Source organism: Streptococcus varani (genome assembly GCF_001375655.1).
Lineage (GTDB): Bacteria > Bacillota > Bacilli > Lactobacillales > Streptococcaceae > Streptococcus > Streptococcus varani.
In genome coordinates this window covers 16,569-38,453 of record NZ_CTEN01000001.1, presented here as the reverse complement: position 1 = coordinate 38,453, position 21,885 = coordinate 16,569, and the positions used below count along the sequence as shown (strand labels likewise).

The following is a 21,885-nucleotide window of genomic DNA, read 5'->3' as shown; positions in this document are numbered from 1 at the left end:
CACTAAGGTGTTCAGTGAGGCACCTAGACTTAAATAAAGTCTTCCTGTGAGAAGCATTTAAGTAATTGTCCCGTGAGGCAAGCAGAGGAGACTGGAAGACGAGTCCGGCCTCTTTTTGCATTTCAAGAATAGAAAGAGAAGCTATGACAAAAGCAAATCAAAAACTATGGGGTGGCCGTTTCGAGGCTGGCCTTGAAAAATGGGTGGAAGAATTTGGAGCTTCCATTTCCTTTGACCAAAAAATGGCTGAATTTGATCTCAAAGGCTCCATTGCCCATGTGACCATGCTTGGTCAGACAGGTATTATCAGCCAGGATGAAGCTGATCAAATCAAAGCAGGACTAAAAGAACTCTTAGTGGACTATCAGGTAGGTCGGTTGGCATTTGATGTGGCCAATGAAGATATCCACATGAATATGGAGTCTCTCTTGACAGAAAAAATCGGGCCACTAGCTGGCAAACTCCACACAGCCCGCTCACGTAATGATCAGGTAGCAACGGATATGCACCTTTACCTCAAGGCTAAGTTGGAAGAAGTCATTGGGAAATTACACAATCTGCGTTCCGCTTTGGTTGATCTGGCAGAGGAGCATGTGGAAACCATCATGCCCAGCCTATCTCCTTTGGTCACCACCTCATGGCCTACTATAATATGTTTACTCGTGATAGCGAGCGTTTTGAATTTAATGTTCAGCACGCAGACTTGTCACCGCTGGGTGCGGCGGCTTTGGCTGGGACGACCTTTCCTATCAATCGTCAACTGACTTCAAACCTTATGGGCTTTGCCAAACCTTACAGCAACTCTTTGGATGCGGTATCGGATCGTGATTTTATTCTGGAATTTTTAGCCAATAGTTCCATCCTCATGATGCACATGAGCCGGATTTGTGAAGAAATCATCAATTGGTGCTCTCATGAGTTTCAATTTGTCAGCCTGTCGGATACTTTCTCAACAGGCTCCTCCATTATGCCCCAGAAGAAAAATCCTGATATGGCTGAGCTCATTCGAGGTAAGACGGGCCGTGTCTACGGCAATCTTTTTGGTCTCTTGACCGTCATGAAATCCCTACCTCTGGCCTACAATAAGGATTTACAAGAGGATAAGGAAGGGATGTTTGATACGGCTGAAACCATAACGGTTGCAATCGATATCTTGGCTGGCATGCTCAAAACGATGACCGTTCATAAAGACCACATGGCCCTATCCACTGAGAAGGACTTTTCCAATGCAACAGAGTTGGCAGACTACCTAGCTAAAAAAGGCTTACCTTTCCGGGAAGCCCACGAAGTTGTTGGGAAATTGGTTTTGGAGTGCACAAAAGCCGGTTATTATTTGCAAGATGTGCCTTTGGTGCGTTACCAAGAAGTATCGGACTTGATTGAAGAAGACATCTATGTAGCGCTGCAATCAAAGACTGCTGTAAAAAGGCGCAACTCCTTGGGTGGAACTGGTTTTGAACAAGTTATTTGGCAGATCCAAGAAGCTAAAAAAGATTTATGAAATAGTAAGACAGTCCAATAAACTGAGAGTTTATTGGCTTTTTTAAAAATTGTGGTATAATAATAGTAATTTTGAAAGATGGAGTGACATTTTGAAAAAAAGCTACCGCGTCAAGCGTGAGCAGGATTTTAACCAGATTTTTTCTCAGGGAAAAAGTGTAGCCAACCGCAAGTTCGTTGTCTATCGTTTGCCCAAGGATCAGCCACACTTTCGAGTAGGTTTGTCCGTCAGCAAAAAACTGGGAAATGCTGTAACACGTAACAGAATCAAACGGAAGATCCGACATGTACTGATAGAATGCCAACCTCAGCTTGTGACAGATGATTTCGTCATCATTGCACGAAAAGGTGTGGAAGAGCTGACTTACCGTGAGACCAAACAGAATCTCCTCCATGTTTTAAAACTAGCGAATTTATACCAGGAAGGTACAAGTCTTGAAGAAGAAACTTAAGTGGGCCGGACTCCTATCAATGTCCTTGGTCCTTCTCTCTGCCTGTGGGACCAGTGCTGTTACAAGCGAATCCACTGGCCAATGGGAACAACTCATTTATTGGTTCGGAAGAATCATTCAATTTTTATCCATTAATGGACATATCGGAATCGGGATTATTCTCTTTACCATTCTGATTCGGACTCTCTTGCTACCGCTCTTCCAAATGCAGATGACATCAACTCGGAAGATACAGGAAATTCAACCTCAGTTGAAAGAGTTACAGGAGCGTTATTCAGGCACAGATATGGAAAGTCGTCAACTCTTGAATGATGCGACGCGCCAGCTCTATAAGGATAATGGCGTCAACATGTCAGCTTCCTTTATTCCAATCTTTATTCAATTGCCCATCTTGATGGCTCTCTTCCAAGCCTTGACCCGCATCGAAGCCCTAAAGGTTGGACAGTTTCTCTGGTTGAACTTGGGAGATCGGGATCCTTACTTCGTTCTACCAGTTCTAGCAGCTTTCTTTACTTTCCTTAGCATGTGGTTGACCAATAAAGCAGCTTTGGAAAAAAACGTTGCAACGATGGTCATGACCTATGCTATGCCCCTGATGATTCTCTGGTTTGCGGCTACTGCTGCCAGTGGGGTTGCTCTTTATTGGACTGTATCCAATGCCTATCAGGTTTTCCAGACCTTGTTGCTCAATAATCCCTTTAAGATTGTCGCGGAACGCCAGGCCAAACTGGATGCTGAGAAGGACCGTCAAGCTAAGATTCGTCGGGCACAGAAAAAAGCTCGTAAGAAAAAATAGGAGAATAGAGATATGAAATTTACAGGTGTTACTGTTGAAGAAGCTATTCAAAATGGCTTAAATGAATTAAATATTCCACGTAAGAAAGCCCACATTACTGTTTTAGCTCGTGAAAAGAAAGGGTTCCTTGGATTTGGTAAAAAGCCGGCTCAAGTTGAAATTAATGTCATTAGCGAAACAACAGTTGTGAAGGCAAATCAAAAAGCAGTTCGCGGTGTCCCAACTGAAATCAATGAAAAGAATGAGCCTGTTAAGAGCGTTTCAGAAGCAACCATTGATCTTGGGAAAGTGGTTTCTGCTGTCAAAGAATTTGAAAAATCGGGTCAAACCTTAGATGAGGGTATAAAGGCTAAGATTTTGAAGAATGACCAGGAAGCTAAAACAATCTTGCAAGAAACAGGTCGAATCGAAATTATCAAGGATGAGGATCTCAAGCCTAAGAGCGAAACTTTCTCTGATTTAGATATCAAGGTTGAACCTTCTTATGCTATTGAGCAAGTAGTGTCAGAGGTTTCTGCCTATGTTCAAGAGATTTTGGATGACATGGATGTTGAGGCTCGTATTGAGAGTTCCTATAACCGCCGTACCATTAACATCCAAGTGGATACCAATGAACCTGGTCGTGTCATCGGCTACCATGGAAAGGTCTTGAAAGCCTTGCAACTCTTGGCTCAAAACTTCCTTTATAATCGTTATGAGCGCAATTTCTACATCACCATCAATGTCAATGATTATGTAGAGCATCGTGCTGAAGTTCTCCAAGGCTATGCTCAGAAATTAGCAGAGCGTGTACTGGAAGATCAGGAAGCTTACCACACGGACCCAATGTCTAGCAGTGAACGTAAGATTATTCACCGCATCATTTCTAAAATGTCCGGTTTGACCAGTTACTCAGAAGGAAACGAACCAAACCGTTATGTTGTCGTAGATATTGAAGGCAACCGCGACTAAATACCATAGATAAGAAGAAGCTGAAGATCGTCTTCGGCTTTTTTAGCGCATTTTTCAACCGCATAAGCTTCCATTTTAACCGCTTAGCGACGATTGCGGTACAAGTATCCTTCTTTTTGCTAAGATAAGTTAAAGTTTAAGGAGGAAACATCATGTTGATTCAAACGAAAAATCTAAGCAAGTTATATGGAAAAAAGAAAGTAGTGGAGCAACTCAATTTAGAAATTCCTAAGGGAAGTCTGGTAGCCTATCTCGGAACCAATGGAGCAGGCAAATCAACCACCATCAGGATGCTGACTGGGTTGCTCCAGTCCAGTTCTGGGCAAATATTTTTGGCAAGAGATTTGAAAATCGGGATTGTTTTTCAGGAGAGCATCTTAGATCCAGAATTGACAGTTATGGCCAATCTCCGGTACCGGGCAGGTCTCTATGACAACTTGGACAAGGATTGGCAGGCACAATTGGTAGAATTGACGGACTTAAAGGAAGTTCTTAATCAAAAATATGGAACCCTGTCTGGTGGACAACGTAGGAGGGTGGACATTGCTCGTGCCCTGCTCAATAAGCCGGAATTGCTTTTTTTAGATGAGCCGACGACAGGTTTGGATATTCAAACGCGCAGGATGATTTGGGATCTACTCTACCGATTGAAAAGAGAGCAAGGTTTGACTATCTTTTTGACCACTCATTATCTGGAAGAAGCAGAAAATGCCGAAGTGACCTATGTTATTGATAGGGGACAAATTTTAGCCAAAGGAAGCGCCCTTGACCTCATAAAGAAATATGCCAAGAGTCAACTGCTTTTAAAATTAAGAGACAAAAAAGCTATCAAAGACTTGGATTTAGATGTTAATGAAGTAGAAGACGGCTATCTCCTTGAAGGTTTGACTTCCCAGCAAGTTATGAAACTTCTCCACCAGCACCAAACTATCATTTCCGATTTTGAATTCAAACAAGGCACTATCAACGAAGCCTTCATCGCCATCACAGGAAGAGAGGTACCCTCATGATTGCCAGTATTAAACGACAACTTTCACTTTATTTTAGCAACAAGGCCAGTGTCTTTTTCTCTCTGATGGGAGCTTGGATTGCTTTTGCCCTTTATATTGTTTTTCTACAGAAAAATATGCTGGATGCTTGGTCGTCCGTCCAGCATCCAGCAGTGATTCTTGATCAGTGGGTCATGAGTGGAACTTTAGCAGTTACTGGGGTTACAACAACCTGGACGGGAATTTCTCGTCTTATCAGGGACAAGGAAAATCAGAAATTTGACGATTTCCTCTTGACGGGGATATCTCCCCGTAGGTTACATGTGACCTACTTGATAAGTGCTAGCTTGATTGGTGTAGCTATGCAGCTTATCATGTATGGGATTATGGCTGGTTACTTTTATTGGCAAGACCAACTAGTGATTAGCCTATCTCGGTATCCGTTTTTGCTTGGTCTTATGATCTTGAGTTCTTTCTTAGCATCTCTTCTGGGATTGATTAGTAGTTGCTTTATCAAAACTGTTGAAGTAGCTGAACGCTTGGCTCTGATTGTGGGCACAGCATCAGGCTTTCTGGTCGGCGTTTATATGCCTATTGGCGCTTTGCCTGACTTTGCACAAACTGTGGTCAAGCTGACACCTGCGGCCTATGTCGCTGCTGCTTTTCGACAAATCCTCATTAAGGAATCTCTGACAGATTGGAACCTAGCGGGCATGGATGCCAAGGAATATTTAGGAATTGGTCTCAAATGGGAAAGTATGCTGAGTTTACATCAAACGATTGTACTCCTTCTGACCCTGGTAGCTAGTAGCTTGTTTGTTCTCTTTGTCCTGCTCTTGCAGAAAAAACCTAAAAAGGGTATGATGGTAGACATATAAACAAAGGGAGAGAGAATGGTGGATATTCGTTTTCAAGAGGAAAAAAATCTAGAAATCAATCAGATTGATGTCTTGATCAGTAGTCAAGATTTAACGCCCAGAGTGAAGCAGTTAATGGATTATATCCGTCTTTATGAGGAAGAAGCTCCTAGGATTCTGCCCATTAAAACGCTTGATCGCATAGAGATGCTTAAGGTCAAAGAATTGGTGTCACTAGATGTGGAGGGGACTCGTTTGATTCTGGATACCTTAAAAGGGCGACAAGTGACCACTGAGCGACTCTATAAATTTCAAGAGCGGCTCAACAATCCAGATTTTATCCAAGTTTCAAAGCATGGAGTTATCAATATCAACCATTTGGAAGCTCTGGAAGCTAGTTTTTCTGGTAATATGCTGGCTATTTTAACTGGGAAACGCAAGGTTGATGTTAGCAGGCGCTATCTGAAAAACTTAGAAAAACGATTGGGGCTGTGAGGGCAATATGAATATTAATTTGAAGACAGTCATCCTTTATTTTCTAATTGGGATTGGCTTTGGCGGTATTATCTATAGTTTGACTCTGTTGGCGAATGGTGCGGTCACACAGACGGTGGGACATATTGTAACAGTTGTTCTTGTCAGTGGGTGTATGGGTCTCGTTAGCCTAATTTTTGAGCTGGAAAAACCAGCTTTTTCATGGAGATTATTCCTCCACTTTCTTCTTATCTATAGCTTGTTTCTTTTTCTAAACTGGCAAGTAGATACGGAAGTTCACCTCTTCTCACTGTATAGCCTCCTCCAATTTATAGTGATTTATCTCTTGGTTTGGCTTGTGGTGGTCTATTTAACCCAGCAAAAAGTTGCTAAAATCAATGAAAAATTACGAGAGCGAAAAGAATCTCTTGACAAGGGGCATTAGTTGTTATAAAATAGTTGGGTATGTTTAGTAACTGATCAAACTAGCCGGCTAAACGAATACGAAAATCTATTAGGAGGTATTCATTGTGAAACGTACTTTTCAACCAAGTAAAATCCGTCGCGCACGTAAACACGGTTTCCGTAACCGTATGGCCACTAAAAATGGTCGCCGTGTCTTAGCATCTCGTCGTCGTAAAGGACGCAAAGTGCTTGCGGTAGCTTAATAAAAGAAGAAGAAGTCAACGGAAACTCGAGTCTGTTGCTTTTTTTTGAAGAAGAATATCATTTTTTAAAAATTCTAGTGAATGGGCTAGGCTGATGACTTGGAGGTAATTGAAATAGTGATTATTTTAGCAGGGATGATTGGGGTAGGAAAGACCACTTATACCAATCGGTTGGCGCAAGAATTAGGGACGCAAGCCTTTTTTGAACCTGTTGATGATAACCCTATTCTAGATAAATATTATGAAGATCCGGATCGTTATGGTTTTGTCTTGCAAATTTATTTTTTAAACAAACGCTTTAAGTCCATCAAAGAGGCTTATTTATCGGACAACAATATCCTCGATCGTTCCATCTACGAGGACGCTCTCTTCACCTATATCAATATGTTGCAAGGCAGCATCAGTCAGGAAGAATATGCCATCTATTTGGAGCTCTTGGACAATATGATGGAAGAGATTGAGGCTCTCCCCAAGAAAGCACCGGATTTATTGATTTATCTGGATGCTAGTTTTGAGACGATTATCGACAATATTCAAAAACGCGGACGTAGCTACGAACAGGTGCAAGATAATCCAGAACTCTTGGCTTACTATCAGCTGCTCCACAAGCACTATGCTCAGTGGTATGAAGACTACAACTACGGTCCCAAGATGAAGATTTCAACGGATGATTTGGATATTTCGCAGGAGAGAGATTGGCAAAAAGCCTACAGCCTGATCGAGTTAGAAATGAAAAAACTGGGACTGAAATGACCATAAAGTTAGCCAAGGCTAGCTTTCAGATTGAAGACAAACTTCATTTGGAGGTTTGTCTTTTTTACATTTTCGGAATAATGATGCGAAATGTAGTGAAAATTGACAGATTTGGACAAAATAAAAAGGCTTCCCAGCCATCATTTTCACCAGTTTTTTGATATTGAGACATGCCAAAGTCAGTCCAACCTTGTCTTCCATTTTGGACTTTCCTCTTTCTCTTGTATAGCGCAAATTATGGTACTCTTTGGCTGTTCCAAAGAGCCGTTCAATGGTTTCCTTACGCTTCTGATAAAGCTCCTTCATTCCTTTTTGATGTCGGATATCTTCACAAATCTCAAGGGCCTCTTTCCATATATGACGCGTCACAACCTTCTGATGGTTTCTGCTTTCTGTACAGACAGATAGTAAAGGACATTGTGCACAAATTTTAGGATCACTCTTGTATTCACGATAGCCCTCACGGGTTGTTGTTCGATAGGTTAGTTCTTGATTTTCTGGACAAAGGTAACAGTCGAAATACTCATCGTAGATAAAATCTTTTGGTCGTAGTTTCCCTTTCTTTCCTCTAGGTCTAGTGTATGGAAAAACAGGAGTAATATTTTGGTCTAGAAGAAACTTGGCAATACTTGGTGTTTTATAGCCGGCATCCGCAATCAGGTAGTGTGGTTGAAAGGGTTCAATTTTAGAAAATAGAGTAGGGAAAGCTTGGCTATCATGAATATTGCCTGCCTCAACTGTATAAGCCAGTGCCCAACCGTGCTTATCACAAGCTACCTGAGCAGAATAGGCAAATACTTCCTTATGTTCGCCCTTATGAAACCAACCGCTCTCTGGGTCTGTGGTTGAGTAGGTGTCCTCTACCAACTCATAAATGAAGTTAAAATCAATCACCTCATCAACTTGACGAAGGAAATGATCAATTGGAACAAGGTCATCAGTGTATAGAAACCATATTGATTGCGGTTGTAATCTGGTTTTTCCTTATGAAGCATAGCCAAACCTCCTCATACTAGATACTGTAATTATACTCCTATTCACAAAGAAAAGCCCTTAGAAACCTAATTCCGAGGACTTTGTCTTCAGTCTGAAAGTTAGCCAAGGCTAGCTTTTTTCTTTTCCTTCCGAACAAAAGGTTTTTACTTGTATAAAGGATGAAAAAGGAGTAGACTAAGGAAAAATAACAAAAAGGAGTAAGATTATGAAACTGAAAAAAGTTATCTCAGGCGTACTCGCCTTGCTCGGAGCAGTGGTCTTGGTTGCTTGTGGAACAGCAAAATCAGAATCGGTTGAGTTTCAACTGTTTACACCGGGACAAAGTGATATCCGCAACCATATCGAATATCAGGGCGATAAGATGACCTTGCTGAAAACGACGAGCACAGTTCTTTATACTGCTTTTGGTGGAAATTCAAAAGAAGATGGTAAGCAGTTTATAGCAGAACAAGGTGGTAATCAATGGAATGGCATCAAAGGCATCACGCATGATGTTGAGTACAAGGAAGACCGACTGATTGAAACAACAAGCATTGATCTTGTCGAAGTTGATTTTGACGAATTAGGTAAGTTGATGCCGCTGCAGACAGCTAATGGGAAGAAGGCAGAGTATCTCAGTTACAAGTTGACAAAAGAAAACTTTGAAAAACTCGGGATGAAAGAAGTCAAAGACGGTAAGTTTGAAGACTTGAAATAAAGATAGAGAGTCTGGACAAAACTCAAAACTCCGTTTTTCTTTTGAAAAAGTGAATATGTAAGAAGGTATAGATTGAACGTTTTGAGAACGGAATCCTATGCCTTTTACTATACTCTGAAGTTTTTTTCTCCTTCTTTTCTCGTCGCAAGACTTGAGAAGATCTGGAATGATTGTAACAGAACGAGTAGTAAAAAAGCAGATAGATTATCCTAGCTTTACAAGTCTGTAACAGACAGCCTTTTGGTTGCTTTTTGGAGATTGCCTTTGCTATACTGGATAGAAATTTCGACTCTATGATTCCTAAATGAGGTAAAGTGTGAAAAAACTAGTTCAATTCTTACTATCGATTCCTAAAAGGCTTATCCGATTTACCATCTCCTTAGTCTGGAGTTTCGTTAAGACAGTCTTTGTTTTTGCCGTGGTGATGGTCGGACTCTATATTTATGCTAATAATGGGACCTCTCAAGTCGCTCGGAACCTTTCGGTTATTTTTGACAATGCGATGGTCTACTTTGCCAACAATCAAGGCAACTTGACCAGAGACCTATTGAATAGCTTAGAGAGCCTACAAACGGATGATTATGCTTCCTATTCTGGAGCCCGCTGGGCCAGCAATAGCGCAACGGTTTATATAGAAAGTACAGATTCCGAATTTCGCTCAGCTTATGAGACAGCTGTTGCCAACTGGAATGCGACAACTGCCTTTACCTTCGTCCTGACGGAAGATGTTAGTCAGGCGAATATTCTTGCTAGGGATTATTCTGATGAACAGTCACAAGCTGCCGGTTTGGCAGAGATCAAGACCAATGCCCCCACCAATCAACTGGTCAGTGCTAGGGTTTATTTAAATGCCTTCTATCTGAAAAATGACCGTTATGGCTATACCTTTGATAGGATTGTTCATACGGCTGAGCATGAGTTAGGGCATACCATTGGCTTAGATCATGATGATGACCATGATTCGGTCATGCAGTCTGCTGGTTCCTATCACGGTATTCAAGAAAGGGATATCCAGGCAGTCAGGGATTTATATCCAGAATGAGAGTATCCGATAGTTGAGAACATTTTCCAGTCTCATCAAGTACCATCCCCTGATAACTGGACTTTTTCTCTTTAATAGAGGAAGTCCTATGAGGGGAAATCTGCTTGCAGTTCCGTCCTTTGTGAACAATAGAGCCTGGATTTGGTTGATTTTTTCGATACTTGTCTTTATTGTCCTCAAGCTTGTCAGAAGCGTCATCAGGTTTCTCCTTGTCCTATTTGTCATTCTGCTTGTCGTCTATCTAGCTTATTATCATCAAGAGATGATAAGCTCACTCCTTAGTAAATAAGCATCTTTAAAGGTTGGGGAAGTCAATTCCAACCTTTTTTTGTGGTATAATGAGAACATGATAAATGAAGCAAAACTAGCAATTTTCGATACCCATACCCACCTCAATGTAGAAGCCTTTGAGAGCCGTGTGGAAGAAGAATTGGCCTTGGCCAAAGAAATGGGAGTAACCATTCACAATGTGGTCGGTTTTGATCGTCCAACTATTGAAAAGGCTCTTGAATTGGCAAGTCAACATTCTGAAATCTATGCTACCATCGGTTGGCATCCAACCGAAGCAGGTTCCTTTGATGAGCAGGCAGAAAACTATCTTATCAGTCATCTCAAGAACCGCAAGGTAATTGCATTGGGAGAGATTGGCTTGGACTACTACTGGATGGAAGATCCTAAGGAAGTTCAGATTGAGGTATTCAAGCGGCAGATTCAGCTTTCAAAGGACTATAACTTGCCCTTCGTTGTCCACACTCGTGATGCCTTGCAAGATACCTATGCGGTCATCAAGGAGGCTGGCGTTGGTCCTCGCGGTGGCATTATGCATTCTTTCTCTGGGACTTTAGAAGAAGCGCAGGCTTTTGTTGATCTGGGTATGATGATTTCCTTCTCAGGTGTGTTAACCTTCAAGAAATCAATAGACCTGCAAGAAGCAGCTAAACAGCTCCCCTTGAACAAAATCTTAGTAGAAACAGATGCACCTTACTTAGCTCCAGTTCCCAAACGTGGACGGGAAAACCGCACAGCCTATACCCGCTACGTGGTCGATAAGATGGCAGAAATTAGGGGTTTGACTGCAGAAGAGGTAGCGCAAGCGACCACAGAGAATGCGAAGAGGTTATTTAAACTTGACTGATAAAATCAAGATTCAAGAGGTCCTTGTTGTCGAGGGCAAGGATGATACAGCTAATTTACGGCGTTTTTATGAGGTGGACACTTATGAGACTAGAGGCTCAGCCATTAATGAGGATGATCTAGAACGTATTGCTAAGCTCCACGAACTCCGTGGGATTATCGTCTTTACTGATCCAGACTACAATGGTGAACGTATTCGCAAAATGATCATGCAAGCGATACCGACTGCTAAACATGCCTTCCTTAATCGTGATGAAGCTCGTCCTGGCTCAAAGAGCAAGGGGCGCTCATTGGGAATCGAGCATGCCAACTTTGAAGACCTACAAAAAGCTTTATCTGGCGTCCTTGGTCATTACGATGATGAGAATAACTTCGACATTAGCAAGTCTGATCTCATGCGCTTGGGCCTACTTATGGGAACGGACAGCCGTCGCCGCAGAGAATATCTGGGGCAAGGCTTGCGCATCGGCTACAGCAATGGCAAACAACTCCTCAAACGCTTGGAATTATTTGGAATTAGCCTAGAAGAAGTCGAGGAAGTGATGGAGGGGTATGGAAGAGAACCGTGAGCAGGAATTGCAACAGTTTCAGATAATCAGCTATCTTGTTAAGAACTGGTACCAGCAGAATCTTAGTTTTTTTGAAGAATTTTGCTCAGAATTTTTTCAGAAAGAAAGTAAAGGTGATTCTGGAGAGTTTTACTTATATACTAGGATTGTTTATCAACAATTGACCGTTCAGATATTCGTGCAAACACCAGAGTTCGCTCCTTTTTCTTATATCGCTATTGATGTAAGAGAGTGGACAGGTAAAGAGTTAGAAATAGTCTATTTCTGGTGTGATGAATACAAAATTCTTGGACCTAAAGAGGTTAATCAAGAGTTGGCGACGGTTATGGATTTATTGGGAGCGGTGATTTAGCTTGTCAGAAATATTAAAAAACAGAGTTGTACAAAAACTTTGACAACTCTGTTTTTTTTGACTATACTAAAGGTAAAGTTTAATCTAGGAGGTAGACTATGGAAGCCATTGCTTATTCTCATTTTCGTAACCATTTGAAGGATTATATGAAAAAGGTCAATGATGAATTTGAGCCTTTAGTTGTTGTCAATAAAAATCCAGAAGAAGATATCGTCGTCATCTCGAAAAGTGAATGGAATAGTATCCAAGAAACCTTATCTATTGCCAAAAATCCATATCTATCCGAGAAGATTACGCGAGGGATAGATCAGGTAAAAGCAGGACAAACTCTATTGCACACCTTAATTGAGGAATAAACCATGGAGATTTACTTTACATCTGAAGCATGGGAAGATTACCTCTATTGGCAAGGTCAAGATAAAAAAACATTAAAGCGGATTAATAAGATTATCAAAGATATCCAGCGACATCCCTTTGAAGGGATTGCAAAGCCAGAACCCTTGAAGTATGAATACCAAGGTGCCTGGTCACGGCGAATTGATGCGGAGAATAGATTGGTTTACATGATAGAAGAAGATAAGATTCATATTCTGTCGGTCAAGGACCATTATAAGTAAGAACGAGAGAACACACATGAGAATTGCAGATAAAAACGTAACCCGCGCTATTTTGGAGCGACATGGTTTCACATTTAAAAAATCCTTCGGGCAGAATTTCCTGACCGATACCAATATTTTACAGAAGATCGTGGATACGGCGGAGATTGACAAAAATGTCAATGTTATTGAAATCGGTCCTGGTATTGGAGCCTTGACCGAGTTCTTGGCGGAAAATGCTGCCGAGGTCATGGCTTTTGAAATCGATGACCGTTTGGTACCTATTTTAGAAGATACTCTTCGTGATGTTGGCAATGTTCAAGTTATCAATGAAGATATTTTAAAATCAGATTTACAGACCCGTATCAAGGATTTTGCCAACCCAGACCTACCGATTAAGGTAGTAGCTAACCTCCCATATTACATCACGACACCGATTCTCATGCACCTGATTGAGTCCAAGATTCCTTTCAGTGAGTTTGTGGTCATGATGCAAAAGGAGGTGGCGGACCGCATTTCGGCGGAGCCAAATACCAAGGCTTATGGGTCGTTATCCATCGCTGTTCAATACTATATGACAGCCAGAGTGGCTTTTATCGTGCCGAGAACGGTCTTTGTGCCAGCTCCAAATGTGGATTCGGCTATTCTTAAAATGGTTCGTCGCGAGGAGCCCCTGGTTCAAGTTCAGGATGAGGATTTTTTCTTCCGTGTATCAAAAGCAGGTTTCGTCCATCGTAGAAAGACCCTCTGGAACAATCTGACCAGTCATTTTGGCAAAGCTGAAGAAACCAAAGAGAAACTAGAAAAAGCGCTAGAAATAGCAGAAATTAAGCCAACCATTCGTGGTGAAGCTCTATCCATTGCTGACTTTGGACGATTGGCAGATGCGCTTAAGGAAGTGGGATTCTAATGAGAAAGCTAGTTGTTTTTTTACACATGTCATTGGATGGCGTTGTAGAGGGCCCCAATGGGGCAATGGATATTGGCTTTATTCGCTACAATGAAGAGCTGGAAGCATTTGCTAATCGAGGTTTATCGACTTGTGATACCATTTTATGGGGACGTGGGACCTATGAAATGATGCACAACTATTGGCCAACCATGTTAGGCAATCCGGAGGCCAGTCCGCATGAACAAAACCATGCAGTCTGGATTCAAGCTGTGGAAAAAGTGGTTTGTTCAAGAACTCTTGATGAGGTCAACTGGAACAATAGCCGTCTTGTCAAAGAAAATCTTGTCAGCCAGATTCAGACATTGAAGGAGCAAGATGGTGAGGATATCGTGGTTCTAGGAAGCCCTCGTCTGGCACAATATCTCCTCAAGGAAAAGTTGGTTGATCAGCTGAAATTAACTGTATCGCCTGTACTAGTTGGTAGTGGATTACATTTCTTTGACGGAGTTGATGCTGATCTGGAATTATTGAAGTGTGAAACCATGACGACAGGCGTGCTTGGCCTAGCGTATCAAGTGAAATAGAAAAATCCCCGCCAAAATCGGTAGGGATTTTCTTTTTGTCTTTCTAATGCGGAGAAAGGGATTTGAACCCTCACACCCGATGGGCACATGCGCCTCAAGTAGCAGTATGCTAGAAATTAGGTCAGCATATTTTTTTATCTTCTAAAAAAGTGTGTCTTAATTGCTTTGTGAAAGCGTTTTATAATAGAGCTGTCAAATAGATATCACAAAAAGGAGGATGAAATGACGGATTGGTTGAATATAACTGGTAGAACAGTTGTGGTAACTGGAGGATCTTCTGGCATTGGCAAAGCGATCACAGAAGAACTTCTAGAATTAGGTGTCAAGGTTGCAAATTTTGATTTGACAAACAATGAGCTTAGTCACAAGAATCTGTTTTTCCAAGAAGTAGATGTAACATCTCGTGCACAGGTTGAAGCAGCGGTAGCTGCTACGGTGGACCATTTTGGAACGATTGATGCAGTGGTTAATAATGCTGGTATCAACATCCCAAGACTCTTGATTGATCCCAAGGATCCGCATGGCCAGTACGAATTGGATGATACTACCTTTGAGAAAATTACCATGATTAATCAAAAGGGACTTTATCTAGTTAGCCAGGCTGTTGGTAGAATTTTAGTCGAGAAAAAGAAAGGTGTCATTATTAATATGGCTTCGGAAGCTGGACTGGAGGGGTCTGAAGGTCAGAGTGCTTACGCGGCTACTAAGGCTGCCGTCTATAGTTATACTCGTTCTTGGGCTAAGGAACTTGGTAAGTACAATGTTCGTGTTGTTGGAGTTGCACCAGGGATTATGGAAGCTACAGGCTTACGCACTCTTGCCTATGAAGAAGCACTCGGGTATACTAGAGGAAAAACAGTTGATGAGATTCGTGCAGGCTATTCTTCAACCAGCACCACTCCGCTGGGGCGCAGTGGTCACTTGCGTGAGGTTGCAGATCTTGTAGCCTATTACATCTCTGACCGTTCAAGCTACATCACAGGAATTACAAGTAATGTAGCAGGTGGAAAAACTCGCGGATAAAAGTTGAGGTAGGAAATTGTGGCATTGGTAAATCGGTGGTATCGTATCTTAGAATCTTTAGTAGCACGACATGTTATCACTTTAGAAGAGATGCGTTCAAATTTGAATGTCAGCATGTCTACCCTACAAAAAAGTATTGAGCAATTAAACGAAATACTAGATTCCGATATCCAAATCAAACAGGTTGGCAATACTTTACGACTAGAAGTCTATGATTATAGTCGTTTGGAAGAAGTCTTGTCTGGAAGCTTGCGCAAGGAGAGTGATTTTAACTCTTCCAGTAAACGTTCTTCCTACCTAGTTAAGCGTTTGGTTAGAACTTCAGAACCGCTCTTGATTGATGATTTGGCTGAAGAGATTGGCGTTAGTCGGACAACTATCAACAAAGATTTACGGAATGTCAAGGATTTGGCAAAGGGTTATCAAGTTAACATTGTGGGGAAACCTAATCGAGGACTAGAGGTTATAGGTTCGGAATTAAATTTACGACTTTTCTATATTCATCATGTCTATTCCTATTTTGATTCGGACAGTTTAAAAAAAGAGACATCTATATTTTTAGAAAAGCTCTATCAAACATATAGGATTCCTAAAAAAACACAAGAACTTTTGACCAAGGTTATCTCCATCACTGTTTCTAGATTATCTCGTAAAAAACAACTGGATACTTCTATAAAATACTATAGCAATGAGTTACCTGATTCGGATATTATCGGTCAGCTAATCTATCATTTAGAAGTAACGTACCAAATTTCTCTTAGTCAGTATGAGCAAGATTTCATTAGCTTTCCCTTGAACACTCAGTATATAGATGGTCTATCTTACAAATCTACACAAAGCAAAGAACTACAACTTCTTTTCAAAAGTATGGTCCAAAAAATTCAGAATACACTTTTGCTATCTTTTGACGAGGAGCGCCTCTATCTCGAAATCTACACACATTTGAAATTTCTGCTTAACCGCTTGATATTCCATGTGCAAGCCAAAGATATCTTTCATGGAGACATCCCAAGTAAGTATCCCTTAGCTTTCGAGATGGCTCGAGTTGCTGGCCAAGAGTTACAAAGTAAGTTTGGCTATGAATTGGAATTATCTGAACTGAGCTACTTGGCACTCTACTTCGAAATGATATTGAGGGAAGAGAGTTTTGAAGGAGACCGTAAAAATCGAAAAATTGCAGTTGTCTGTACCACTGGTCGGGGAACAGCTAATATGATTTGCCGACAGTTAAAGCGAGTCTTGGGTCAGGATATTGAGATAAAGCAATATTCTGAAGAAGAATTTAATCCAAACAGAGATGACGATTACTTTGCTGTCTTCACTACTATTCCGCTAAAACTAGTTAGTTTAAAATCACCAGTGATTCAGATTACAAATCTTTTTGACGATCAGTGGCTGAGGGATGAATGGCAAAGGGTCAATTGTTATCACCAAAAACATTTGGAAACCATCCTTTTAAAATTCTTATATCTTCCGCAGCAAGCCTCTTATCAGGATTATTTGATTAGGATGGTTGACTTGTTGGAAGAAGAGGATTTGGTTGATTCTGGATTCAGGGAACGAACCTTAGAGAGAGAAAAGCAAGAATCCACCATTTTTGGAAACGGTATCGGTTTCCCCCATACCATTAATCAAGTTGGAAACAAAACGATTCTCATGCTCGGAGTTCTTGATGAGACCCATTGTGAAAAAGGTGAAGTTGTTGACTTGATTTTCCTTGTCGCCATCCCTCCAAAGATTGAAGACAAGATGGAGACTGAATTGTTAGAACTATATGATGATATCTTCAGAATTGCTGGCGATAAGAACTTAAAAGAAGCATTGACGTCCATTCGCACTGAGGCAGATTTCATCGACTTAACAAGGAATAAGGGAGTATTCTAAATGAATTTCATAATCGTATTTGCTATTGTTTGTCTAGCTGCCTACACCTTACAAATAATGCTTGGATTAAAACAACTTAAGAACTTCAACATGACCTATGGTCAATTGAGAAGGATCGGTAGGGTAGCGATTGGAAGACGTTCCGGAAAGATTAAATCTGGAACCATTGTGATGTTTGCTCTGGACAAGGATGGAAAAGTTTTAGCTGCTCAGAAGATGCAAGGAGTTACCGTTCTTGCAAAATTTAGGGAAATGCCCGACTATCTCGGACAAGATATTCATTATTTTGATCATTATAACCCACTGGTTCGCAAAGAAAATAAGCTTTTGCAAATTGCCATTGAAGATGCACGTGAAGTTTTTCTTCGAGTTGAAGCTGGTGTTTACAAAGATGTTCCGAAATATACACCAGTTGTTGATGTTACTATGCAGATCAAAATGCTAGTGACCCGTTTAAAATTTCAGTTTAAAAAACAATAGGATTTCACTTGAAATCTAAAATGATTTGTATAAGGCCGGTGGCCTTTGTATCTTAAGAACTTTAACATGACCTAGGAGTTGTGCAAAAAGATAATTTTTCCAGTGCTTTTGGTACTTGGCCTAAATTCCTAGTTTTGCTTTATTTCTAACAATCTTTGTATTTTATATAAAAAGGAGTTTACTATGGATTTCATTATTAAATTTGCTGAAGGTTTTATGAAACTCTTCCAACTTGGTGGGGAAACCTTTATTTCGTGGATGACTGGGATTGTTCCAGTTGTTCTTATGCTGATGGTTGCTATGAATGCCTTAATTGCTATACTTGGTGAGGAGAGGGTCAATAAATTAGCACAAGTTTCAGCAAAAAATCCAATCAGTCGCTATATGATTTTGCCATTTATTTCAGCTTTCATGCTGGGCAATCCAATGGCTATCTCTATGGGACGTTTTATGCCTGAATTTTACAAGCCAGGTTTTGTAGCATCTCAGATGCAATTCTGTCACACTTCAAACGGTGTTTTTCCGCACATTAATCCAGGGGAGCTCTTTGTATGGTTGGGGATTGCAACTGGTGTAGAAGCTCTTGGGCTCAGTACGATGGATTTAGCAATCCGCTATATGTTAGTCGGACTTGTCATGAACTTTTTTGCAGGTTGGATTACTGACTTTACGATTGCCTGGGTATGTAAACAACAGGGCATTACCTTGAGCAAGACACTGAACTAAACAAGGAAGAGGAGAAAAATCATGGCATATAATAGCATTAAAGTTGTTAAAGGTAGCGGTGGATTTGGTGGTCCTTTGGTTATTACACCAACTGAAGCAAAACATAAATTTATCTATATTACTGGTGGAGGTGAAAAACCGGCAATCGTCGATAAAATTGCGGATCTGACGGGTATGCAAGCTGTTAATGGTTTCAAAACCTCTATTCCTGATGAGGAAATTGCACTTGCAATTGTGGATTGTGGCGGAACGCTTCGTTGTGGAATTTATCCTAAAAAAGGGATTCCAACTATTAACATTGTAGCAACCGGTAAATCAGGACCTCTTGCACAATACATCACAGAAGACATTTATGTTTCAGCAGTTGGCTTGAATCAAATTACAGCAACAGGTGAAACAGCAACAATTCTTGAAGAGGTTCAAGAAGTTCCGAAGACAGGTACTTATGATACAAGCAAAAAAATTACCGAACAACGAGCGGAATCAAGTTTCGTAGCTCGTATTGGTATGGGAGCTGGGAAAGTAGTTGCTGTTTTTAACCAAGCGGCGCGTGATGCTATTCAAACCATGCTCAATACCATCTTGCCATTTATGGCCTTTGTATCTCTTTTGATTGGGATTATCAATGGTTCGGGGGTTGGTAACTGGATTGCAAAACTCATGGTACCTTTAGCTGGAAACGTTTGGGGCTTGGTGATTATCGGCTTCATCTGTTCGCTTCCTTTCTTATCCCCTCTCCTTGGTCCAGGTGCAGTTATCTCGCAAATCATTGGGACACTGATTGGTGTGGAGATTGGCAAAGGAAATATTCCACCACAGATGGCCCTTCCAGCTCTCTTTGCTATCAATACACAAAATGGTTGTGACTTTATTCCGGTTGCTCTTGGTTTATCAGAGGCTGAAGCAGAAACTGTTGAAGTTGGGGTACCGTCAGTTTTGTATTCACGCTTCTTAAGTGGTGTTCCGCGTGTTATTGTGGCTTGGATTGCTTCAATCGGTCTCTATCAATAAAATGAAAAAGACTTCAAAATAACAAGGAAAAGAGTATAATAAGGGTGGGTTGGAATGGAATTTGGAAACTTACATCGACTTCCCTCTCAACCCTCTTATTATTAACTTACTTAAGGAAAAGAGGAAAACATGTCAGTGATTTTTGAAACAAAAGTAGTCGCTATCGGGCCAGAGGCACTTGGAATGATTGAAGGGGCCAATATGTTGATCCTCTTTGGTGAGGAAGCTCCAGCCGACCTAGCAGAATTTTGCTTTTCAATTGACAATAAAAACCTAAATGGTCCAATCCAAGTTGGGGGAAAATTAATCATTGACAATCAAGAGTTTGTCATTACAGCTGTTGGCGATTTAGTAGAGAAAAATTTAAGAAATTTGGGTCATATCAGTGTGAATTTTGATGGTTCAGCAGATGTTTCTCTTCCCGGAACATTACATGCGCAAGCAGATTGTCTTCCTACATTAGAAAAGGGAACAATTATAAAAATGACGGCTTAAATTCTCGTAAGAAGGAGTTAAAAGAAACTGTCTAGTAAAAATGGCGGTGACAGAGAAGATTTTTAAAAGGGAGGAATTAAAATGGACTATATGTTGGATAGCCTAAATTTAGAAGCAATAAAGAAATGGCATCGAATTTTGCCTCTTGCTGGTCTTACTTCAAACCCATCAATTGCTAAGTTAGAAGGTGGAGTTCCATTTTTTGAACAGATTCGACAAGTTCGTCACATCATTGGAGATTCAGTTTCTATTCATGTTCAAGTAATTGCTAGAGACTGCCAAGGAATCTTGGAAGATGCGATTCGTATCGTTCAAGAATGTGGTTCGAATACCTATATCAAAGTACCAGTCACCACAGAGGGTCTAGTGGCTATCAAGAAACTTAAAGCAGAAGGCTTTTCAGTAACCGCAACGGCAATCTATACTACTTTTCAAGGCTTGTTAGCCATTGAAGCAGGTGCGGACTATCTAGCTCCATATTTTAATCGCATGGAAAATTTGGATATCAATCCAGAGAAAGTCATTCAGGATTTAAGTCAAGTAATCGCTCGTGAGAAGAAAAGTTGTAAAATCCTAGCAGCAAGTTTTAAAAATGTTTCGCAGGTTACTAGAGCTATCAAGGCAGGTGCTCAGTCTGTTACCCTCAGCCCAGATGTTTTTGAAAGCAGCTTTGCTATGCCGTCTATCCAAAAAGCAGTTGATGATTTTACAAGAGATTGGCAAGAAAGTTATCAGACTACTAAGCTGTAACGAGCTCCTTTAAAATGAGTTAAGTCAGGTAAACAAAAAATCCCACCAAATCGGTAGGGATTTTCTTCTTGTCTTTCTAATGCGGAGGAAGGGATTTGAACCCTCACACCCGATGGGCACATGCGCCTGAAGCATGCGTGTCTGCCGTTCCACCACCTCCGCAGGTAATGAATGATATTATCATACATGATTTTTCTCAAAAAAACAAGTCTATCTTGATTGTTTGTAAAAGATTTTCATAAAGGAAATGCCTACCCAATCCCCATCCTATTTGATTTTTTGGTATAATAGAGGGTAATGATGTGGTGAGACCCAAGGTCCACCAAAAGGAGTAGTATTGCAAGGTAGAATTATCAAATCGCTGGCCGGTTTTTATTATGTAGAGACAGATGGCCAGGTTTATCAAACACGAGCTCGCGGAAATTTTAGGAAAAAAGGTCAGACGCCCTATGTGGGAGATTTTGTCGATTTTTCAGCTGAGGAAAATTCCGAAGGTTATATTTTAAAGATTCATGAGCGGAAGAATAGTTTGGTTCGTCCTCCGATCGTCAATATTGATCAGGCTGTGGTCATCATGTCGGCAAAAGAGCCCGATTTTAATGCCAATTTGCTGGATCGCTTCTTGGTGCTTTTGGAGCAAAAAACCATTGATCCAATCATCTATATTACTAAATTGGATTTGCTAGAAGACCGCTCTGAATTAGATGCTTTTAAAGCTATGTATGAAAAGATTGGTTATCCCTTCCTCTATCATCTAGAAGACTTACTCTCCCATCTTGGAGAAAAGGTGACCGTTTTTATGGGTCAGACAGGAGTTGGAAAATCTACCTTACTGAATAAAATTGCTCCCGAATTAGCCTTGGAGACGGGTCAGATTTCCGATAGTTTGGGTCGTGGTCGCCACACAACAAGAGCCGTCAGTTTCTTCACTGTTAAAGGTGGAAAAATTGCGGATACGCCAGGTTTCTCCTCTTTGGACTATGAAGTCAAAGAGAGCGAGTTGCTCAATGACTGTTTCCCAGAATTGGCGGAGATCAGCCAGAACTGCAAGTTCCGTACCTGTACTCATACTCATGAACCGGGATGCGCTGTTAAGTTAGCTTTAGAGACTGGACAGGTAGCACAAAGTCGGTATGATAATTACCTACAATTCCTCAGTGAAATCGAAAATACGCGCGAAACCTATAAGAAAGTTTCTAAAAAGCAATAATAAA

26 protein-coding genes, 1 tRNA gene and 2 pseudogenes are annotated in these 21,885 nt (G+C 40.9%); 27 read left to right on the top strand and 2 right to left on the bottom strand.

What is annotated here, in order from left to right:
- The first annotated feature begins 143 nt into the window (after window positions 1-143).
- The 10 genes and pseudogenes from argH (at window position 144) to BN1356_RS00200 (ending at window position 7,440) form a co-directional block, all read left to right on the top strand.
- Window positions 144-1,501: pseudogene (gene argH / locus BN1356_RS00245) on the top strand (argininosuccinate lyase).
- Between the two features lie 91 nt (window positions 1,502-1,592).
- Complete coding sequence (gene rnpA, locus BN1356_RS00240; protein ID WP_093649427.1) at window positions 1,593-1,952, top strand: ribonuclease P protein component; 360 nt, start codon at window positions 1,593-1,595, stop codon at window positions 1,950-1,952.
- Window positions 1,936-2,748: a YidC/Oxa1 family membrane protein insertase gene (locus BN1356_RS00235; protein WP_093649426.1), complete on the top strand. Its 813-nt coding sequence runs from the start codon at window positions 1,936-1,938 to the stop codon at window positions 2,746-2,748. The genes rnpA and BN1356_RS00235 overlap by 17 nt, the downstream gene beginning before the upstream one ends.
- Before the next feature lie 12 nt (window positions 2,749-2,760).
- Window positions 2,761-3,699, top strand: a complete 939-nt coding sequence (gene jag, locus BN1356_RS00230) for an RNA-binding cell elongation regulator Jag/EloR (RefSeq protein WP_093649424.1) — start codon at window positions 2,761-2,763, stop codon at window positions 3,697-3,699.
- A gap of 152 nt (window positions 3,700-3,851) precedes the next feature.
- Window positions 3,852-4,709, top strand: coding sequence for an ABC transporter ATP-binding protein (locus BN1356_RS00225; RefSeq protein ID WP_093649422.1), 858 nt, complete (start codon window positions 3,852-3,854; stop codon window positions 4,707-4,709).
- Window positions 4,706-5,566, top strand: coding sequence for an ABC transporter permease (locus BN1356_RS00220; protein WP_093649420.1), 861 nt, complete (start codon window positions 4,706-4,708; stop codon window positions 5,564-5,566). Before BN1356_RS00225 ends, BN1356_RS00220 begins: the two co-directional genes overlap by 4 nt.
- Window positions 5,567-5,584: 18 nt before the next feature.
- Complete coding sequence (locus BN1356_RS00215) at window positions 5,585-6,040, top strand: LytTR family DNA-binding domain-containing protein (protein ID WP_093650024.1); 456 nt, start codon at window positions 5,585-5,587, stop codon at window positions 6,038-6,040.
- A 7-nt stretch (window positions 6,041-6,047) separates the two neighbouring features.
- Window positions 6,048-6,464, top strand: coding sequence for a DUF3021 family protein (locus BN1356_RS00210; protein WP_093649419.1), 417 nt, complete (start codon window positions 6,048-6,050; stop codon window positions 6,462-6,464).
- 85 nt (window positions 6,465-6,549) lie between these two features.
- Complete coding sequence (gene rpmH, locus BN1356_RS00205) at window positions 6,550-6,687, top strand: 50S ribosomal protein L34 (RefSeq protein WP_093649417.1); 138 nt, start codon at window positions 6,550-6,552, stop codon at window positions 6,685-6,687.
- A gap of 117 nt (window positions 6,688-6,804) precedes the next feature.
- Window positions 6,805-7,440, top strand: a complete 636-nt coding sequence (locus BN1356_RS00200; protein WP_093649415.1) for a deoxynucleoside kinase — start codon at window positions 6,805-6,807, stop codon at window positions 7,438-7,440.
- Window positions 7,441-7,448: 8 nt separating this feature from the next.
- On the opposite strand, the pseudogene BN1356_RS00195 reads toward BN1356_RS00200, so the two are convergent.
- Window positions 7,449-8,292: pseudogene (locus tag BN1356_RS00195) on the bottom strand (transposase); the annotation flags it as partial.
- A 349-nt stretch (window positions 8,293-8,641) separates the two neighbouring features.
- Here BN1356_RS00195 and BN1356_RS00190 point away from each other — a divergent pair.
- The 16 genes from BN1356_RS00190 (at window position 8,642) to BN1356_RS00110 (ending at window position 20,671) form a co-directional block, all read left to right on the top strand.
- A complete protein-coding gene (locus BN1356_RS00190; RefSeq protein ID WP_093649413.1) occupies window positions 8,642-9,133 on the top strand; it encodes a DUF1307 domain-containing protein in 492 nt (163 codons plus the stop codon).
- A gap of 316 nt (window positions 9,134-9,449) precedes the next feature.
- On the top strand, window positions 9,450-10,175 hold the full coding sequence (locus BN1356_RS00185) for a M57 family metalloprotease (RefSeq protein ID WP_093649412.1): 726 nt from the start codon (window positions 9,450-9,452) through the stop codon (window positions 10,173-10,175).
- A 346-nt stretch (window positions 10,176-10,521) separates the two neighbouring features.
- Window positions 10,522-11,310: a TatD family hydrolase gene (locus BN1356_RS00175; protein WP_093649409.1), complete on the top strand. Its 789-nt coding sequence runs from the start codon at window positions 10,522-10,524 to the stop codon at window positions 11,308-11,310.
- Window positions 11,303-11,878 (top strand): ribonuclease M5, encoded by a 576-nt coding sequence (rnmV, locus tag BN1356_RS00170; RefSeq protein WP_176694192.1) that lies wholly within the window; start codon window positions 11,303-11,305, stop codon window positions 11,876-11,878. The genes BN1356_RS00175 and rnmV overlap by 8 nt, the downstream gene beginning before the upstream one ends.
- Window positions 11,862-12,230 carry a hypothetical protein gene (locus BN1356_RS00165; protein WP_093649407.1) on the top strand — a complete coding sequence of 123 codons (369 nt, stop codon included), beginning with the start codon at window positions 11,862-11,864 and terminating at the stop codon, window positions 12,228-12,230. Before rnmV ends, BN1356_RS00165 begins: the two co-directional genes overlap by 17 nt.
- Window positions 12,231-12,328: 98 nt before the next feature.
- A complete protein-coding gene (locus tag BN1356_RS00160; protein ID WP_093649405.1) occupies window positions 12,329-12,586 on the top strand; it encodes a type II toxin-antitoxin system Phd/YefM family antitoxin in 258 nt (85 codons plus the stop codon).
- A 3-nt stretch (window positions 12,587-12,589) separates the two neighbouring features.
- Window positions 12,590-12,847 (top strand): Txe/YoeB family addiction module toxin, encoded by a 258-nt coding sequence (locus BN1356_RS00155; RefSeq protein WP_093649404.1) that lies wholly within the window; start codon window positions 12,590-12,592, stop codon window positions 12,845-12,847.
- A 16-nt stretch (window positions 12,848-12,863) separates the two neighbouring features.
- A complete protein-coding gene (gene rsmA / locus BN1356_RS00150; protein WP_093649402.1) occupies window positions 12,864-13,736 on the top strand; it encodes a 16S rRNA (adenine(1518)-N(6)/adenine(1519)-N(6))-dimethyltransferase RsmA in 873 nt (290 codons plus the stop codon).
- Window positions 13,736-14,302 carry a dihydrofolate reductase family protein gene (locus BN1356_RS00145; protein WP_093649401.1) on the top strand — a complete coding sequence of 189 codons (567 nt, stop codon included), beginning with the start codon at window positions 13,736-13,738 and terminating at the stop codon, window positions 14,300-14,302. Before rsmA ends, BN1356_RS00145 begins: the two co-directional genes overlap by 1 nt.
- 222 nt (window positions 14,303-14,524) lie before the next feature.
- A complete protein-coding gene (locus BN1356_RS00140) occupies window positions 14,525-15,325 on the top strand; it encodes an SDR family oxidoreductase (protein ID WP_093649399.1) in 801 nt (266 codons plus the stop codon).
- Window positions 15,326-15,343: 18 nt separating this feature from the next.
- Entirely contained in the window at window positions 15,344-17,209 is a 1,866-nt protein-coding gene (locus BN1356_RS00135) for a BglG family transcription antiterminator (protein ID WP_093649398.1), read from the top strand.
- Window positions 17,210-17,689 carry a transcriptional regulator GutM gene (locus BN1356_RS00130; protein ID WP_093649396.1) on the top strand — a complete coding sequence of 160 codons (480 nt, stop codon included), beginning with the start codon at window positions 17,210-17,212 and terminating at the stop codon, window positions 17,687-17,689.
- A gap of 183 nt (window positions 17,690-17,872) precedes the next feature.
- Entirely contained in the window at window positions 17,873-18,415 is a 543-nt protein-coding gene (gene srlA, locus BN1356_RS00125; protein ID WP_093649395.1) for a PTS glucitol/sorbitol transporter subunit IIC, read from the top strand.
- Between the two features lie 21 nt (window positions 18,416-18,436).
- A complete protein-coding gene (srlE, locus tag BN1356_RS00120) occupies window positions 18,437-19,426 on the top strand; it encodes a PTS glucitol/sorbitol transporter subunit IIB (RefSeq protein WP_093649394.1) in 990 nt (329 codons plus the stop codon).
- Between the two features lie 129 nt (window positions 19,427-19,555).
- On the top strand, window positions 19,556-19,921 hold the full coding sequence (locus tag BN1356_RS00115) for a PTS glucitol/sorbitol transporter subunit IIA (RefSeq protein ID WP_093649393.1): 366 nt from the start codon (window positions 19,556-19,558) through the stop codon (window positions 19,919-19,921).
- Window positions 19,922-20,002: 81 nt separating this feature from the next.
- Window positions 20,003-20,671, top strand: a complete 669-nt coding sequence (locus tag BN1356_RS00110; RefSeq protein WP_093649392.1) for a fructose-6-phosphate aldolase — start codon at window positions 20,003-20,005, stop codon at window positions 20,669-20,671.
- Window positions 20,672-20,751: 80 nt separating this feature from the next.
- Here BN1356_RS00110 and BN1356_RS00105 read toward each other — a convergent pair.
- Window positions 20,752-20,833 (bottom strand) — tRNA-Leu (locus BN1356_RS00105).
- Window positions 20,834-21,008: 175 nt separating this feature from the next.
- Between BN1356_RS00105 and rsgA the strand changes: the two genes are divergently transcribed.
- Window positions 21,009-21,881, top strand: a complete 873-nt coding sequence (rsgA, locus tag BN1356_RS00100) for a ribosome small subunit-dependent GTPase A (protein ID WP_093649390.1) — start codon at window positions 21,009-21,011, stop codon at window positions 21,879-21,881.
- The last annotated feature ends 4 nt before the right edge of the window (window positions 21,882-21,885 follow it).